The organism is Pseudomonas syringae (genome assembly GCF_001698815.1).
Taxonomy (GTDB): domain Bacteria; phylum Pseudomonadota; class Gammaproteobacteria; order Pseudomonadales; family Pseudomonadaceae; genus Aquipseudomonas; species Aquipseudomonas syringae_A.
The window spans coordinates 63,784-79,635 of the sequence record NZ_LGSI01000038.1; the positions used below are offsets into that span (position 1 = coordinate 63,784).

At 59.5% G+C, this 15,852-nt stretch carries 18 protein-coding genes; 14 read left to right on the forward strand and 4 right to left on the reverse strand.

The features are described from left to right. Positions 1-65 precede the first annotated feature (65 nt). Positions 66-623 carry a hypoxanthine-guanine phosphoribosyltransferase gene (locus AFK24_RS10990; RefSeq protein ID WP_065833264.1) on the reverse strand — a complete coding sequence of 186 codons (558 nt, stop codon included), beginning with the start codon at positions 621-623 and terminating at the stop codon, positions 66-68. A gap of 184 nt (positions 624-807) precedes the next feature. On the opposite strand from AFK24_RS10990, the gene upp reads away from it, so the two are divergent. Beyond that, positions 808-1,446, forward strand: a complete 639-nt coding sequence (upp, locus tag AFK24_RS10995; protein ID WP_065833265.1) for a uracil phosphoribosyltransferase — start codon at positions 808-810, stop codon at positions 1,444-1,446. Further along, a complete protein-coding gene (locus AFK24_RS11000; RefSeq protein WP_065833266.1) occupies positions 1,446-2,723 on the forward strand; it encodes a uracil-xanthine permease family protein in 1,278 nt (425 codons plus the stop codon). The genes upp and AFK24_RS11000 overlap by 1 nt, the downstream gene beginning before the upstream one ends. A 120-nt stretch (positions 2,724-2,843) precedes the next feature. Here AFK24_RS11000 and hemH read toward each other — a convergent pair whose 3' ends face one another. Next, entirely contained in the window at positions 2,844-3,869 is a 1,026-nt protein-coding gene (gene hemH / locus AFK24_RS11005) for a ferrochelatase (RefSeq protein ID WP_065833267.1), read from the reverse strand. A gap of 13 nt (positions 3,870-3,882) precedes the next feature. Beyond that, the gene (locus AFK24_RS11010) at positions 3,883-4,785 is read right to left on the reverse strand and encodes a TIGR01777 family oxidoreductase (protein WP_065833268.1); all 903 of its coding nucleotides are present in this window, start codon (positions 4,783-4,785) and stop codon (positions 3,883-3,885) included. Between the two features lie 292 nt (positions 4,786-5,077). Here AFK24_RS11010 and AFK24_RS11015 point away from each other — a divergent pair, with 292 nt between their 5' ends. The 12 genes from AFK24_RS11015 to AFK24_RS11070 all read left to right on the forward strand — a co-directional run bounded on the left by AFK24_RS11015 (position 5,078) and on the right by AFK24_RS11070 (position 15,204). Then, complete coding sequence (locus tag AFK24_RS11015) at positions 5,078-6,064, forward strand: NAD(P)/FAD-dependent oxidoreductase (protein WP_065833269.1); 987 nt, start codon at positions 5,078-5,080, stop codon at positions 6,062-6,064. Beyond that, positions 6,061-6,276, forward strand: a complete 216-nt coding sequence (locus AFK24_RS11020; RefSeq protein ID WP_065833270.1) for a TIGR02450 family Trp-rich protein — start codon at positions 6,061-6,063, stop codon at positions 6,274-6,276. Before AFK24_RS11015 ends, AFK24_RS11020 begins: the two co-directional genes overlap by 4 nt. Positions 6,277-6,488: 212 nt before the next feature. Further along, positions 6,489-7,451, forward strand: coding sequence for a YbgA family protein (locus tag AFK24_RS11025; RefSeq protein ID WP_065833271.1), 963 nt, complete (start codon positions 6,489-6,491; stop codon positions 7,449-7,451). 3 nt (positions 7,452-7,454) lie between these two features. Next, entirely contained in the window at positions 7,455-8,384 is a 930-nt protein-coding gene (locus tag AFK24_RS11030; protein WP_065833272.1) for a MerR family transcriptional regulator, read from the forward strand. An 8-nt stretch (positions 8,385-8,392) separates the two neighbouring features. Further along, positions 8,393-9,841, forward strand: coding sequence for a deoxyribodipyrimidine photo-lyase (gene phrB, locus AFK24_RS11035; protein ID WP_065833326.1), 1,449 nt, complete (start codon positions 8,393-8,395; stop codon positions 9,839-9,841). Continuing rightward, on the forward strand, positions 9,834-10,256 hold the full coding sequence (locus tag AFK24_RS11040; RefSeq protein WP_065833273.1) for a nuclear transport factor 2 family protein: 423 nt from the start codon (positions 9,834-9,836) through the stop codon (positions 10,254-10,256). Before phrB ends, AFK24_RS11040 begins: the two co-directional genes overlap by 8 nt. Further along, positions 10,253-11,035 (forward strand): SDR family NAD(P)-dependent oxidoreductase, encoded by a 783-nt coding sequence (locus tag AFK24_RS11045; protein WP_065833274.1) that lies wholly within the window; start codon positions 10,253-10,255, stop codon positions 11,033-11,035. Before AFK24_RS11040 ends, AFK24_RS11045 begins: the two co-directional genes overlap by 4 nt. Further along, complete coding sequence (locus AFK24_RS11050; RefSeq protein WP_065833275.1) at positions 11,032-12,279, forward strand: NAD(P)/FAD-dependent oxidoreductase; 1,248 nt, start codon at positions 11,032-11,034, stop codon at positions 12,277-12,279. The genes AFK24_RS11045 and AFK24_RS11050 overlap by 4 nt, the downstream gene beginning before the upstream one ends. After that, a complete protein-coding gene (locus tag AFK24_RS11055) occupies positions 12,276-13,076 on the forward strand; it encodes a DUF1365 domain-containing protein (RefSeq protein WP_065833276.1) in 801 nt (266 codons plus the stop codon). Before AFK24_RS11050 ends, AFK24_RS11055 begins: the two co-directional genes overlap by 4 nt. After that, the gene (locus AFK24_RS11060) at positions 13,063-14,331 is read left to right on the forward strand and encodes an SAM-dependent methyltransferase (protein ID WP_065833277.1); all 1,269 of its coding nucleotides are present in this window, start codon (positions 13,063-13,065) and stop codon (positions 14,329-14,331) included. Before AFK24_RS11055 ends, AFK24_RS11060 begins: the two co-directional genes overlap by 14 nt. Beyond that, positions 14,324-14,863: a DUF2878 domain-containing protein gene (locus AFK24_RS11065; RefSeq protein ID WP_065833278.1), complete on the forward strand. Its 540-nt coding sequence runs from the start codon at positions 14,324-14,326 to the stop codon at positions 14,861-14,863. The genes AFK24_RS11060 and AFK24_RS11065 overlap by 8 nt, the downstream gene beginning before the upstream one ends. 26 nt (positions 14,864-14,889) lie before the next feature. Then, entirely contained in the window at positions 14,890-15,204 is a 315-nt protein-coding gene (locus AFK24_RS11070; RefSeq protein ID WP_065833279.1) for a YkgJ family cysteine cluster protein, read from the forward strand. Between the two features lie 81 nt (positions 15,205-15,285). Here AFK24_RS11070 and AFK24_RS11075 read toward each other — a convergent pair whose 3' ends face one another. Further along, a complete protein-coding gene (locus tag AFK24_RS11075; protein ID WP_065833280.1) occupies positions 15,286-15,804 on the reverse strand; it encodes an acyloxyacyl hydrolase in 519 nt (172 codons plus the stop codon). Between the last annotated feature and the right edge of the window lie 48 nt (positions 15,805-15,852).

Genomic DNA, 15,852 nt, shown 5'->3' on the forward strand with positions numbered 1-15,852 from the left:
GAACTCCGTAGGACCGGCTTCAGCCGGGAGAAAGCTCTCCCGGCTGAAGCCGGTCCTACGGAAAATTACATCCCCTTAACTGCATAGATGCCGGCCGCGTTGCGCCAGTAGCCTTTGTAATCCATGCCATAACCGAAGATGTAACGGTCGATGCACGGCAGGCCGACGAAATCGGCTTTCAGGTCTGGGCGGGCTTTGCGGTCGTGGTCTTTGTCGATCAGCACTGCGGTGTGGACCGCGCTGGCACCGGCATGTTTGCAGAAGTCGACGATCGCGCCCAAGGTGTGACCTTCATCAAGAATGTCGTCGATGATCAACACATCGCGGTCGATGAACGAGACTTCCGGCTTGGCTTTCCAGAACAGATCGCCACCACTGGTTTCGTTGCGGTAACGGGTCGCGTGCAAGTACGACGCTTCCAGCGGAAAATTCAGATGAGTCAGCAGTTTGCCAGCGAAGATCAGCCCGCCGTTCATCACGCAAAACACCACCGGGTTGCGGTCGGCCAGTTCGGCATTGATCTGCGCACCGACCTTGGCGATAGACGCTTCGACTTCGGCTTCAGTGTAAAGGCAGTCAGCCTCGCGCATGATTTGACGGATATGCTCGAGATCAGCAGACATGACGCTCTCCAATGGGGGCAATGTAAGAAAAGCGGGCAAAGGTACGCATCCGCTTGGGTCAGGGCAAGCAATTCTGGACTAACGTGTCAGGATTCGTATGAAAACGCCGTATCACCCGTAGGACAGTAACAGCTGAATAGATTAACCTAGGCCGTTTTTTTGCCCCCCGCCGGAGCCTTTCCTTATGCCTGTCCGTGAAATCCGTCATCCGCTGATCCAGCACAAGCTCGGCCTGATGCGCCGTGCCGACATCAGCACCAAAAATTTCCGTGAGCTGGCCCAGGAAGTCGGCGCCCTGCTCACTTACGAAGCCACCGCTGACCTGCCGCTGGAAACCTACGATATCCAGGGTTGGGCCGGCACCGTGCAGGTCGAGAAGATCGCTGGCAAGAAGATCACCGTAGTGCCAATCCTGCGCGCCGGCATCGGCATGCTCGACGGCGTGCTCACCCTGATTCCGGGTGCCAAGGTCAGCGCTGTGGGCGTGGCCCGCAATGAAGAAACCCTCGAAGCGCACACCTATCTGGAAAAACTGGTCCCGGAAATCGACGAACGTTTGGCGATGATCATCGACCCGATGCTCGCCACGGGCGGCTCGATGGTTGCCACGATTGACCTGCTGAAAAAAGCCGGTTGCAAGGAAATCCGCGCCATGGTGCTGGTCGCCGCGCCGGAAGGCATTGCCGCCGTCGAGCTTGCGCACCCTGACGTGACGATCTACACCGCGTCCATCGATGAGCGCCTTAACGAACACGGTTACATCATTCCGGGCCTGGGCGATGCCGGTGACAAGATTTTCGGCACCAAGCAAAAGGACGCGTAATGAAGCAGGACGAGTTCAACGATCCACTGTGGCGCACGGTTTTATCTGGCGCACAGATGCTCTTCGTGGCGTTCGGCGCGCTGGTCTTGATGCCGCTGATAACCGGGCTGGATCCTAACGTCGCACTGTTTACCGCAGGCCTGGGCACATTGCTGTTCCAGTTGGTGACGGGACGGCAAGTGCCGGTTTTCCTGGCATCGAGCTTTGCGTTCATCACGCCGATCATTCTCGCCAAGGGCCAGTTCGGCCTGGCCGCGACTATGGGCGGGATCATGGCGGCGGGCTTCGTCTACACCTTCCTCGGCCTGGCGGTGAAAATCAAAGGCACCGGTTTCATCGACCGCCTGCTGCCACCGGTGGTGATCGGCCCGGTGATCATTTCCATCGGCCTGGCCATGGCACCAATTGCCGCCAATATGGCGATGGGCAAGGCTGGCGACGGCGCGGAGCTGATTCCTTACAAAATCGCCATGTGGATTTCCATGCCTGCGCTGCTGACCACGTTGATCGTGGCGGTGTTCGGCAAAGGGATTTTCCGTCTGGTGCCGATCATTTCCGGCGTACTGGTGGGTTTTGCCCTGGCGTTTTATTTCGGCGTGGTCGACACCGCAAAAATCGCCGCCGCACCCTGGCTGGCGCTGCCTGCGTTCACGGCTCCGGAATTCAACTGGCAGGCGATTCTGTTCATCGTGCCGGTGGCGCTGGCTCCGGCTATCGAGCATATCGGCGGGGTGATCGCAGTCGGTAGCGTGACCGGACGTGACTATCTGAAGAAACCTGGCTTGCACCGCACCTTGCTGGGCGACGGCATCGCCACCACGGCAGCCGGTCTGTTCGGCGGGCCGCCCAACACCACCTATGCCGAAGTGACTGGCGCGGTAATGCTGACCAAGAACTACAACCCGAAGATCATGACCTGGGCGGCGATCTTTGCCATCAGCCTGGCGTTTATCGGCAAATTCGGCGCGCTGCTACAGAGCATTCCGGTGCCGGTGATGGGCGGGATTCTCTGCTTGTTGTTCGGTTCGATTGCGGCGGTGGGCATGAACACGCTGATTCGCCACAAGGTCGATCTGGCCGAAGCGCGCAATCTGGTGATTGTCTCGGTGACGTTGGTGTTCGGTATCGGCGGCGTGTTGATCGGCACCGGCAACGGCCCCGACGACTTCGGCCTCAAGGGGATTTCCCTGTGCGCCGTAACCGCGATAGCGCTGAACCTGCTGCTGCCGGGCAATGACAGCTGGAAGAACAAGCATCTGGATGATCAATTGCCGTAGGGCACGGCATTGATCCGTCGGACGTGGCATTGAACCGTAGGACCGGCCGTAGGACCGGCTTTAGCCGGGAGAATGTCCTCCCGGCTAAAGCCGGTCCTACGGTCCTACGACAACAACGTCCTACAACATCAGCGGCGCCCGCTCGCACAGGCGGTTCAGCGCCGCCGCCCAGTTCGGATCGTCGTTCAGGCATGGAATCAATACCAGCTCCTCGCCCCCCGCCGCCTTGAACTGCTCAGCGCCCCGATCACCGATCTCTTCCAGGGTTTCGATGCAGTCGGCGACGAACGCCGGGCACATCACCAGCAACTTCTTCACGCCCTGCGCGGCCAGTTCTTCGAGATGGGCCTCGGTGTAGGGTTCGATCCATTTCGCCCGGCCAAGCCTTGACTGGAACGACACCGACCATTTGCCATCGGCGATGCCCATCCGTTTGGCGAACGCTGCGGCCGACTGAATGCACTGGGCGCGATAACAGGTCGCCAGCACTTCCGGTGGCGCGGTCATGCAGCAATCCGGACCCTTCAGGCAATGACTGCGCGTCGGGTCGAGCTTGAGCAAGTGACGCTCCGGCAATCCATGAAAGCTCAATAACAGGTGATCATGCGGCTGCTGCAAATGCGGGCGGACGTTTTCCACCAATGCGTCGAGGTATTCCGGCTGGTCGTAAAACGCCTGCAGGACCGAGAACTGCATCTTCATGCCTTTGCTGCGCACTACCCGCTTGGCTTCCTCGATAACCGTGGTCACCGTGCTGTCGGCAAACTGCGGATACAGCGGTGCCAGCGTGACCTTTTTGATGCCTTGACCGGCCAGGCGCGTCAGCACCGTTTCGATGGAAGGCTCGCCATAACGCATGGCCAGTTCCACCGGGCCATGCGTCCATTCCTTGGTCATCGCCTGATGCAAGCGCTTGCTCAGCACCACCAACGGCGAACCTTCGTCCCACCAGATCGAGGCGTAAGCGTGAGCGGACTGCTCGGGGCGCTTGATCAGGATCAGCGACACCAGCAACCGACGGACCGGCCATGGCAGGTCGATAACGTAAGGGTCCATGAGAAATTGATTGAGGTAACTGCGCACGTCAGCCACCGAAGTGGAGGCCGGAGAACCCAGATTGACCAGCAACAACGCGTGATCGGTCATGCAACATCCTATTTCAGTGGCGGCCCAGCAAATCGTCGAGGGCTGCGTGCAGTTCGGTAAATCGAAAGGTAAAACCAGCCGCTTCAAGCCGCGTCGGGTGAGCCCGCTGCCCGCCAAGCAACAACACCGACAACTCGCCCATCAATACTTTCAGGGCAAGGCCAGGCAGCGGCATGAACGCCGGGCGATGCAGCACGCCAGCGAGGATCTTGGCGAATTCACGATTGCGCACCGGTGATGGCGCGCAGACATTATACGGACCCTGAGCGTCATCTTTTGTTAACAGAAAATCTATCGCGGCAATCTGGTCCTGAATGTGAATCCACGGCATCCACTGCCGACCGCCGCCAATCGGCCCGCCCATACCCAACTTGAAGGGCAACAATAATCGCTGTAAAAAACCACCTTCATTGGACAACACCAAGCCGGTGCGAATAATCACCACGCGAACGCCCAAGGCCTCGGCACGCTGCGCGGTTTCTTCCCACGCGCCGCACAGCTTGCTGGCGAAATCTTCATTGACCGGTTGCGAGGTCTCATCCAGTTCGCGCTCGCCGCCGTCGCCATACCAGCCCACGGCGGAGCCACTGATCATCAGCCGAGGTTTTTGCTCGCGGCGCTCAAGCCACGCGAGCAATTGTTCGGTCAGCCCGATACGGCTGTCCCACAACAGCACCTTGCGCTTGCGGGTCCAGGGTCGGTCGGCAATCGGTGCGCCAGCGAGGTTGATCACCGCGTCCACTGGCTCTTCGCCCAGATCGTTGAGATGTGCAATGCCCCGCACCGAATCGCCACACAAACGCGTGACTTCCCTGGGGCGTCGACTCCAGACGGTCAGTTGGTGACCTTGTTTTTGCCAGAGTCGGCATAGCTGACGTCCTAGCAAACCAGTACCGCCGGTCAGCAATATGTGCATGGCAGGTTTCCTTGCGTGGCGTTCGGGACTGTTGCGTAGTCTATTTTTCAGGACCCATGAATTCATAAGCCAAGGCTGTGTTTGAACGATAGGCCAAACCTGAGGAGCGTAAAGCGGGACTATCCGTTCGCATCGTCGCAAAAGGCTTCAGAGACACCCGACCTCAAGCTCGAGCCGTACGAGCAAGGTCAGCAGCCTGCGAACAGCAGATGGCTGCAAGTTATACCAAAAAACAATATTGTACAGGTTTTAACTACGGCGTAGTCTGTGCAGACAAGGTAACGAGGCCCCTATGACTGTACCTATCGCAATCATCGGTACCGGCATCGCCGGACTCTCCGCCGCCCAGGCGCTAAATGCCGCCGGGCATTCCGTACATCTTTTCGACAAAAGCCGCGGCAGTGGCGGAAGGATGTCCAGCAAGCGCAGCGATGCAGGCTCGCTCGACTTGGGCGCCCAGTATTTCACTGCTCGCGACCGCCGCTTCATGACGGCTGTTCAGCAATGGCAAGCCCAGGGCTGCGTTGAACAGTGGACGCCTTCGCTCTACAACTTTCATGCAGGCCAGCTCAGTCCGTCCCCTGACGAGCAAGTGCGCTGGGTCGGCAAACCCGGCATGAGTGCAATTACCCGCGCCATGCTCGGCGAGCTGCCCGTGACGTTTTCCTGCCGGATCACTGAAGTGTTTCAGGGTGAACATCACTGGAATCTGCAGGATTCGGAAGGTCAGAGCCATGGCCCGTTCAGCCACGTGATAATCGCCACGCCAGCGCCTCAGGCAACGACGTTGCTGGCTGCTGCGCCGAAACTCGCAGGCGTGGCCGCCGGGGTGAAAATGGACCCGACCTGGGCCGTCGCACTGGCATTCAACAAACCTCTGGAAACCCCGCTGGAAGGCTGCTTCGTGCAGGACAGTCCGCTGGACTGGCTGGCGCGCAACCGCAGCAAACCCGGCCGCGCCGTGGCGCTCGATACTTGGGTGTTGCATGCGACCAGCAGCTGGAGCAAGCAGCATCTGGACATGCCCAAAGAGACGGTCATCGAGCATCTGCATGGCGCGTTTGCCGAGCTGATCGGCTGCGCAGTGCCCGCCCCGAGTTTCAGCCTGGCCCATCGCTGGTTGTACGCTCGGCCCGCCAGCGCCCATGAATGGGGGGCGTTATCCGACTCCGATCTGGGCATTTACGTATGCGGCGACTGGTGCCTGTCCGGACGCGTCGAAGGCGCCTGGCTCAGCGGCCAGGAAGCTGCACGACGTCTCATGGAACACCTCGATTGAACCGGCTCAATCCCGCCAAGCTGCTGCTGTCAAAGTGGACAGCAGCACAGCCGGTCAATCGGGAAAAGCACTTTCTGGTCACCGAACTGTTTCGCGATGAAGCAGGCACCGTGCTGGAGATCGAACTACAGGCCGTGCTGACGCAACGCAGCGAGCGCCTGGCGTGGCAAACCTTGCAGAACGCCGACGCGTGGCGGATGGGCTGGAAGTAAATCCAGCTTCGGTCCGGAGCGAGGCTTGCCCGCGAATAAATAGGTCAGTCGGCACACCATTGCCTGACCCGCCGCCTTCGCGGGCAAGCCTCGCTCCAACACCCCACTACAAAACCTGTACAAATAATTTGACTTGTACAAATGCGAACCTATGATGGACTGAAGTTGTACAGAGACTTAAATCTGTATAAGTCCTGATCAGAGGTTTCGCCATGACCACGCCTGCAGTTCATAAACCGAAGCTCGGCATCAGCGCTTGTCTGCTGGGCGCCGAGGTGCGTTTCAATGGCGGTCACAAAGAATCCCATCTGTGCACTCGTGCGCTGACCGAATACTTCGAGTTCGTTCCGGCCTGTCCCGAAGTCGCCATCGGCATGGGCATTCCCCGTGAACCGATCCGGCTGGTGGGCGACGCGGAAAATCCTCAGGCGCTGGGCAGCGTCAATCGCGAACTGAACGTCACGCAGGCGTTGGCCGATTACGGTGTGCAGATGGCCACCGAACTGGGCGACATCAGCGGCTATATCTTCATGCAAAAGTCGCCGTCATGCGGGCTGGAGCGAGTCAAGGTCTACCGGGAAAACGGCGCACCGGTTGATGGCGGCGGGCGCGGCATCTATGCCCAGGCGTTTTGTGCGCGTCATCCCAACCTGCCAGTGGAAGAAGACGGTCGCCTTAATGATCCGGTGCTGCGGGAAAACTTTATTACCCGAGTGTTCGCCTATGCCGCCTGGCACGAATTGCTCAACGCTGGCCTGACCCGACGCAGCCTGACCGAATTTCACTCGCGTTATAAATATCAGCTGATGGCCAACGACCCGGTGCAGTACAAGGCGCTGGGCAAACTGCTCGGCAACATGGGCCGCAGCGACCCGAACGACATCGCGGCGCAGTATTTCAGCGACCTGATGAGCGCCCTGAAAAAATGCGCCACCCGCCGCACCCACACCAATGTTCTGCAGCACTTGACCGGCTACCTGAAACAGACCATCGGCGCCGCCGACAAGCAGGAAATCCAGCAGCTGATCACTCAATACCATCAAGGCATCGTGCCACTGATCGTACCGCTGACCTTACTCAAGCATCACTTCCGCCAACACCCCGATCCGTATGTGGCGCTGCAGGTGTACATGCAGCCCCATCCGGAAAACCTCAGCCTGCGGAATGCGATCTGAACCATGAATGAAATCCCTCCTCCCGATCACGAAAGTGACGCCGAGCCCGAGCTTGAAAGCGGCTGGCTGCCGATTCGTGAGGTTGCCCGGCAAACCGGCGTCAACGCCGTCACGCTTCGCGCCTGGGAACGCCGCTATGGGTTGATCGTCCCGCACCGTACGCCCAAGGGACATCGCCTGTATTCCAATTACCACGTGCTGCGGGTCATGAACATTCTGACCTGGCTCAACCGTGGCGTTTCGGTAAGCCAGGTCAAGCATCTGATCGACAGTCGCCAGCCAGACGCCAGCGTGCCGGGCAACGATTGGGAAGCATTGCGGCGAACCCTGGTAACCCACATCGATGAACTGGCCGAACGGCGCGTGGACGACGTGTTCAATCAGGCGATGTCGCTTTATCCGCCGCGCACGCTGTGCCAACAGCTGCTGCTTCCGTTACTGGCCGAGCTGGAATGTCGCTGGCAAGGGCAGTTCGGCGGGCAGATGGAGCGCGTGTTCTTTTATTCCTGGCTGCGCAGCAAGCTCGGAGCGCGGATCTACCACAACAATCGCCAACTGAGCGGCGCACCGGTGTTGTTGGTCAATCATTCCGATCTGCCATTGGAACCCCATCTGTGGCTGACGGCCTGGCTGGTGAGCAGCAGCGACTGCGCGGTGGAAGTATTCGACTGGCCGCTCCCGGTCGGCGAGCTGGCCCTGGCCAGTGATCTGCTCGAACCGCGCGCGGTGCTGCTGTATTCGAGCAAGGCCCTGAATATCAGCCTGCTACCCAAGCTGCTGGCCAATATCACCTGCCCCACGCTGCTCGCCGGATCGGCCGTGCGCATTCATTACAACGAACTCAATGTGGCGCCGACCCGCATCGAAGGCATGGCCCTCGCGGAAGGTCCGCTTGGCGCGCAAACCGCATTGCAAGAGCTGGGGCTTATCTAAAAATGACTATGCAACTGCTTTGGCTGCGCAGCGATTTGCGCATTCACGACAACACTGCACTGACCGCTGCCATGGAACAGGGTCCGACAGTGGCCGTCTACCTGATCAGCCCGGAGCAATGGCGGCGCCATGACGATGCGCCGTGCAAAGTTGATTTCTGGCTGCGCAACCTGGTGCAACTGGAAAAAGCCCTGGGCGGGTTGAACGTGCCTTTGTTGATTCGCCACGCTGACACCTGGGATCAGGCGCCGGACGTGTTGCTCACGCTGTGCCGCGAACTGCACATCGCGAGCGTGCACGCCAACGAGGAATACGGCATCAACGAAACCCGCCGCGATGAGGCGGTGGCGAACGCCCTTGAGCAAGACGGCATCCACTGGCGCAGCTATCTGGATCAGCTGTTGTTCAAGCCCGGCACTGTGCTGACCAAGACCGGCAATTATTTCCAGGTGTTCAGCCAGTTCCGCAAGGTCTGCTATGCGCGCATGCATCAGGCCATGCCACGCCTGATCCGCGCGCCGCACAAACAGCAGGCGCTGAGCATTGTCAGTGATTCGGTACCGAACCAGGCACAAGGTTTTGCGACTCCAAGTGCCGCGCTGCAAGCCTTGTGGCCTGCCGGTGAAGACGAAGCACAACGCCGACTGGAAGCGTTCAGCGACGAACAGATCAACTACTACCGCAGCGAACGCGACTTCCCGGCCAAGCCTGGCACCAGCCAGCTATCGGCGTATCTCGCGGCCGGGGTGATTTCACCGCGCCAGTGTCTGCATGCCGCATTGATCAGCAACCATGGCGAGTTCGAAACCGGCAGCGTCGGCGCAGTCACCTGGATCAACGAGTTGCTGTGGCGCGAGTTCTACAAACACATTCTGGTCGGCTACCCGCGCGTCTCGCGGCATCGGGCATTTCGTCCCGAGACCGAAGCGCTGAAATGGCGCGACGCCCCGCAAGAGTTGGCCGCCTGGCAACAAGCCCGCACCGGCCTGCCGATCATTGATGCCGCCATGCGCCAATTGCTGGAAACCGGCTGGATGCACAACCGGCTGCGCATGGTGGTGGCGATGTTCCTGACCAAGAACCTGCTGATCGACTGGCGTGAAGGCGAGCGCTTCTTCATGCAGCACCTGATCGATGGCGATCTGGCCGCGAACAATGGTGGCTGGCAGTGGAGCTCTTCCACCGGCACCGATTCGTCGCCTTATTTCCGGATTTTCAACCCGCTGGCCCAGTCGGAAAAATTCGACGCCGAAGGTCGCTTTCTCAAGCAATGGCTGCCGGAACTGGCCGGGCTGAACAAAAAAGAAGTGCACAACCCGGCAGCGGCTGGCGGACTGTTTGGTGTGGCTGACTACCCGAAACCCATCGTCGATCTGAGCAGCAGCCGCGCCCGTGCCCTGGCCGCGTTCAAAGCGCTGCCCCATCGTCAACCTGCTGCCGAGCCAAGCCATGAGTGATTTCCTGCGGCGCTTCGCCCATGACTTTGCCGCGCTGGACAAAACCAGCCTGCATCGACTCGGCACCTTGTACAGCGACGACGCGGTGTTCACCGATCCGCTGCACAAGATCCGGGGCCTTGCGAACATGCAGGACTACTTCGCCCAGTTGTACGCCAATGTCACCCAGCTGCATTTCGATTTTTACGGTTTCGATGAAGTGGCAACGGGCAGCGGTTACCTGCGCTGGACGATGAGTTACGCGCATCCGCGTCTGGCCAAGGGCCGCCTGATCCGCGTCGATGGCTGCTCGCACCTGCTCTGGCGAGACAAGGTTTATCAACACCGCGACTACTTCGATGCTGGCGCTTTGCTGTACGAGCACCTGCCAATCATGGGTCGGGGCATTTCGTGGCTCAAAGGGAGACTGGCATGACCCATCCGAACGCGCGTCGCATCTGGCTGACTGGCGCCAGCAGCGGCATTGGCCTGGCACTGGCCGAGCAACTGCTCAAGGACGGTCATTTTCTGGCGCTGACCGCCCGGACCATCAAGCCCCTTGAAGACCTGGGAAACCTGTATCCCGGACAAGTGCTGCTGGCCCCGGGCGATGTCACCGACGGCGAGCAAGTCACGGCAATCGGCGACCGGATCAACCAGATCTGGGGTTCGCTGGATACTGCGATACTCAACGCCGGCACCTGCGAATACATCGACAGTAGCCACTACGATGCGGCGCTGTTCGAACGTGTGGTGCGCACCAATCTGCTGGCCAGTTCCTATTGCGTGCAGGAAGCGCTGCTGTTGCTGCGCCATGGCCGAGAGCCTCACCTGGTTGGCGTTTGCAGTTCGGTCACCTTCCTGCCGTTGACCCGCAGCGAAGCTTACGGTGCGTCCAAGGCCGGATTGCGTTACCTGTTCGAGTCGTTGCGCGTTGATCTGGCCCAGGAAAACATCGATGTCACCGTGGTCAGTCCAGGGTTTGTCGATACGCCGCTGACTGCCAAAAACGACTTTGCCATGCCCATGCGGTGGTCGGCGCAAAGGGCCGGCAAGCACATCGCCGAACGCCTGCAGCGTAGTCGCCGTCCACTGGAAATCGCCTTTCCCCTCCCCTTCATTTTGATGCTGCGCCTGTTGTCGCTGTTGCCGACGCGCCTGCAACTGGCGCTGGGCAAACGCATGGCACGCGCTCCGGCCAAGGACGCGCGATGAAAATCGCCATCATTGGCAGCGGCATTGCTGGCCTGACCAGTGCTTATCTGCTCAACCGCTCACATGACATCACGGTGTTCGAGGCGGCGGACTGGATCGGCGGTCACACCCATACGGTGGATGTACAGGTCAACGGTCGCGAGTACGCCATCGATACCGGCTTCATCGTGTTCAATGACTGGACGTATCCGAACTTCATTCGCCTGCTGGAAACGCTCGGCGTCGGGTTCAAGCCCACCGAAATGAGTTTTTCAGTCCGCGATCCAAAAAGCCGCACCGAATACAACGGTAACAACCTCAATAGCCTGTTCGCCCAGCGCAGCAATCTGTTGTCGCCCAGTTTCTGGGGCATGCTGCGCGATATCCTGCGCTTCAATCGCGAAGCGCTGGATGACCTGCAAAGCCAGCGTATCGCCGCCGACACCACCTTGGGTGCCTACCTGAAAAGTGCCGGCTATGGGCAACGCTTTACCGAGCATTACATCGTGCCCATGGGCGCGGCGATCTGGTCGATGTCCCTGGCGGACATGCTGGCCTTCCCATTGCAGTTCTTCGTACGGTTTTTCAAGAATCACGGGCTGCTGTCAGTCAACCATCGTCCGCAGTGGTGCGTCGTCGAAGGCGGTTCCAGCCGATATATCGAGCCGCTGACCGCATCGTTTCGCCAGCACATTCGTCTGGCCTGTCCGGTTCACAGCGTTCACCGTGGCGCGCAATGCGTGACGGTCAACAGTACGGCAGGTAGCGAGCGCTTCGATAAGGTGATTTTCGCCTGCCACAGCGATCAAGCCCTGAAGCTGCTGGCGGAACCGACCGCCACCGAGCAGGAAATTCTGGGCGCCCTGCCCTATGCCGAAAACGACGTGGTGCTGCATACCGACATCGGCCTGCTGCCCAAACGGCCGTTGGCATGGGCCAGCTGGAATTATCGACTGGGTGGCGATGCGCAGCAGATGGCCGCCGTCACTTACGACATGAACATCCTGCAGGGCATCGAAAGCGACACTACGTTCTGCGTCAGCCTGAACCAGACCGCCGCCATCGATCCGCAGAAAATCCTCGCTCGCTACAGCTATTCCCATCCGCAATACAGCCTGGCGGGCGTTGCGGCCCAGGCGCGCTGGCAAGAACTCAACGGCGCCAACCACACCTGGTTCTGCGGCGCGTACTGGGCCAATGGCTTCCACGAAGACGGCGTGGTCAGCGCTCTGCGCGTGGCCGCCGAGTTCGGAGAATCCCTGTGAACAGCGCCTTGTACAACGGCTGGATCAGCCACCGGCGATTCGCGCCGAAGGCCCATGACTTCCGTTATCGGATCGGCCTGCTGTATCTGGATCTGGACGAACAAGCGTCGGTCTTCGGTTTATCGCCGCTGGCAGGGGAGCGACGATTTGCGGCGTTTTCCTTTCGTGAGAAGGACTATCTGCACGCGTTGACCGGACGCGGCGTGCCGCTGATCGAAGCCGTTCGCGAACGCGTCGGCGCGGCGCTCGGCCGTATGCCCCTGGGCAAGGTCTGCCTGCTGACCCAGGCGCGCAGCTGGGGTCTGGCGTTCAATCCGGTCAGTTTCTTTTATTGCCATGAGCTGGACGGCACGCTCGCGGCGATCCTCTGCGAAGTCACCAATACGCCCTGGGGCGAGCGTTATCACTACGTGCTGCCCGCCAACGGCGAAGGTCATCAGCATTTCGCGGTGGCCAAGGCGTTTCACGTGTCGCCGTTCCTGCCACGAGATCTTGAATACCGCATGAGTTTCAGCCAGCCCGCCGCCCGTCTTGGTGTGCACATGGCCGACTGGCAGGGCGAGCTAAAGATGTTCGACGCCACGCTGAACCTCGAACGCCAGGACTTGAATCGCCAGACGCTGCATCGTTATTTGCTGACGTTCCCCTGGATGACCGCCAAGACCTGTCTGGCCATTTATTGGCAGGCCGTGCGTCTGTTCATCAAACGTATCCCGATTTTTCCGCATCAGGCCGCAGAAGGCGACTATCGCACCGCCGCCGCGCAACCCAAGGACCAGCACCATGAAAAGCAGTAGCAGTGGGTTTTCTGCCAATCTGGGTACCAACAGCCTGACCGCCAACCTCCTGCGTCGCGGGGTGCTGCGCCAGTTGGAGAAGTTACGCGCCGGGCAACTGATCGTCGTCGAAGGCGACGAGCGTCATGTGTTCGGCAGGGCTGGCGCGCTGTTGCAGGGTGAAATTCATGTGCAGGACTCGGCCACCTGGGGCATGGTCGCCAGCTCGGGTTCGATTGGTGCGGGAGAAGCCTTTATTCATGGTTACTGGACTTCGCCGGACCTGACCGCAGTGATCCGGGTTTTCGTCAGCAATCTGGATGTGCTCGATGGCATGGAAGGCGGCATGGCGCGTCTTGGGCGGCCGTTCATTCAGAGCCTGCACTGGCTCAATCGCAACACGCGGGAAGGCTCGCAGAAAAACATCGCGGCACACTACGATCTGGGCAACGAGCTGTTCGAGCAATTCCTCGACCCGACCATGATGTATTCCGCCGCACAGTTCCTCACCCCCGATGACACGCTGGAGCAGGCGCAGCTGAACAAGCTGGAGCGCATCTGTCAGAAACTGGTGCTCAAACCGGATGACCACTTGCTGGAAATCGGCACCGGCTGGGGCAGCATGGCGATCTATGCGGCCCAGAATTACGGTTGCCAAGTCACCACCACGACCCTGTCGAAAGAGCAATTCGCCTACACCGAAAAGCGCATCAGCCAACTGGGTCTGCAGGATCGAATCACCTTGCTGCTCAAGGACTACCGCGACCTGACCGGGCAGTTCGACAAGCTGGTTTCCATCGAGATGATCGAAGCAGTCGGCCATCGGTTCCTGCCGACCTATTTCAAGCAGTGTTCGCATCTGCTCAAGGACAACGGCTTGATGCTGCTGCAAGCCATCACCATTCGTGAGCAGCGCTACGAGCAAGCCAAGCGCAGTGTCGACTTCATTCAGCGCTATATATTCCCCGGCGGCGCGTTGCCGTCTGTGCATAAAATGATCGAAATCGTCGGCCGTGATACCGACATGAACCTGCTGCATATGGAAGATTTCGGCCTGCACTACGCGCGCACCTTGCGCTTGTGGCACGAGAACTTCAGCCACGCTCATGGCTATTTGATGGAACTGGGTTACGACGACTACTTCCTGCGCCTGTGGGAGTTTTACCTGTGTTATTGCGAAGGTGGTTTCCTGGAACGCACCATCGGCACGGCGCAACTGCTGTTGGCCAAACCGGCCGCCTTGCCGCAACCGCTGCTCGGTCGCTTCGATGCTTAAGCAAATCGCCAACGCCGTGCTGTTCCAGACGGGCTGGTTCGCCTGTGTCATCGGTGGCGACAGTTATTGGTTGCTGATCCCGATCAGCGTACTGATCGTGCATCTGCTGTGGATAAGTTCCTGGGCAGCAGAAGGCAAGCTGCTGCTGTGGATAACCGGGCTGGGCACCCTTCTCGACAGCGTGTTGTTGATGCTGGGTGTGTTTGATTTTGATGCGGGCGGCCCGTTGATTCCGCTATGGCTGATGCTGCTGTGGGCGGTACTGGCGACGACCTTGAATCACTGCCTGAGCTGGACCGCCAAACCCTGGTGGCGCGCCAGCCTGCTGGGCGCGGTCGGCGGGCCGATGTCGTATTACGCCGGTGCGCAATTGGCAGGCGTGCATCTGCCGCTTGGCTTGTGGCCGAGCATGCTGGTTCTGGCGTTGATCTGGGCGGTGGTTTTCCCATGCCTGCAATGGCTGGCCGGGTATTTTCGGGCGCTGCGGCCCGATCAACTGCGCGGGCACCGGTCAGGCATTCCACACGAGTGACCTGTGCTGGCATACACTGCGCGCCTATGACGCTGACCCTGATCCCGACCAATCAAATCCCCACAGAAACCGCAGTTACCTGCTCGACCTGTGCGGCCTGCTGCTGCCAGCTGGAAGTGATGCTGATCACCGACACCGGCGTGCCTGAACGCTACATCGACAATGACGATTGGGGCGGCGAAGTCATGCTGCGCCTGGATGATGGCTGGTGTGCAGCACTGGATCGCAACACCATGATGTGCACGATCTATGAAAAGCGACCGCTGATCTGCCGCGAGTTCGAGACGGGCTCGGAAGATTGCATGAATGAGCGGCGAGGGATTGAGACCGCTTATTTATAAGCCCGGCACCGTAGGACCGGCTTTAGCCGGGAGAATGCCCTCCCGGCTAAAGCCGGTCCTACAGACAAATGCAGTAATAGCTTACAGCGGCATCGTGTAATGCAACGCGTAGCTTTCAATACCATCGTTTGGCTCTTTGAGCCCCGCGTTTGAATAGTGAGTTGCACGGATACCGACTTCATGTCCGCCGGCAAAGCGTAGACCGAAGCCGATGCGATCTTCAAAGTTGAAGGCCGAACCCAGTTTGTTGTTTTCTACTTGCGTGTGGGAAAAAACCGCTACACCGATGCCAGCTTCTATGTAGGGCTTGACCGTTTCGCCGGAAAACTCATAAACGAACACCGGGGAAAACGACAGGCTGTTGTTGCTTGAGCGTTTGTCGCCATCCCAGTACGTGTAGGCCCCGTCCCAATAGCCCGTCAGGCGGCCTACATCGCTCTGCAGCCAGCTCTTGTCCCAATCAAACTTCATACCCAGCCGATAGGTTTGTGTTTCTTCGCCGGTTTGACCCACCGAGAACTCGACACCTGCGGCTTGAGCGGTTGTATTGACCCCCGCGAGTGCGGCCGCAATCGCGGCCAAACAAAGAAGACGCTTCATCAGAAACTTCCTACTCGATTGCAGTTATAAGGATTTTTTACTTCACCA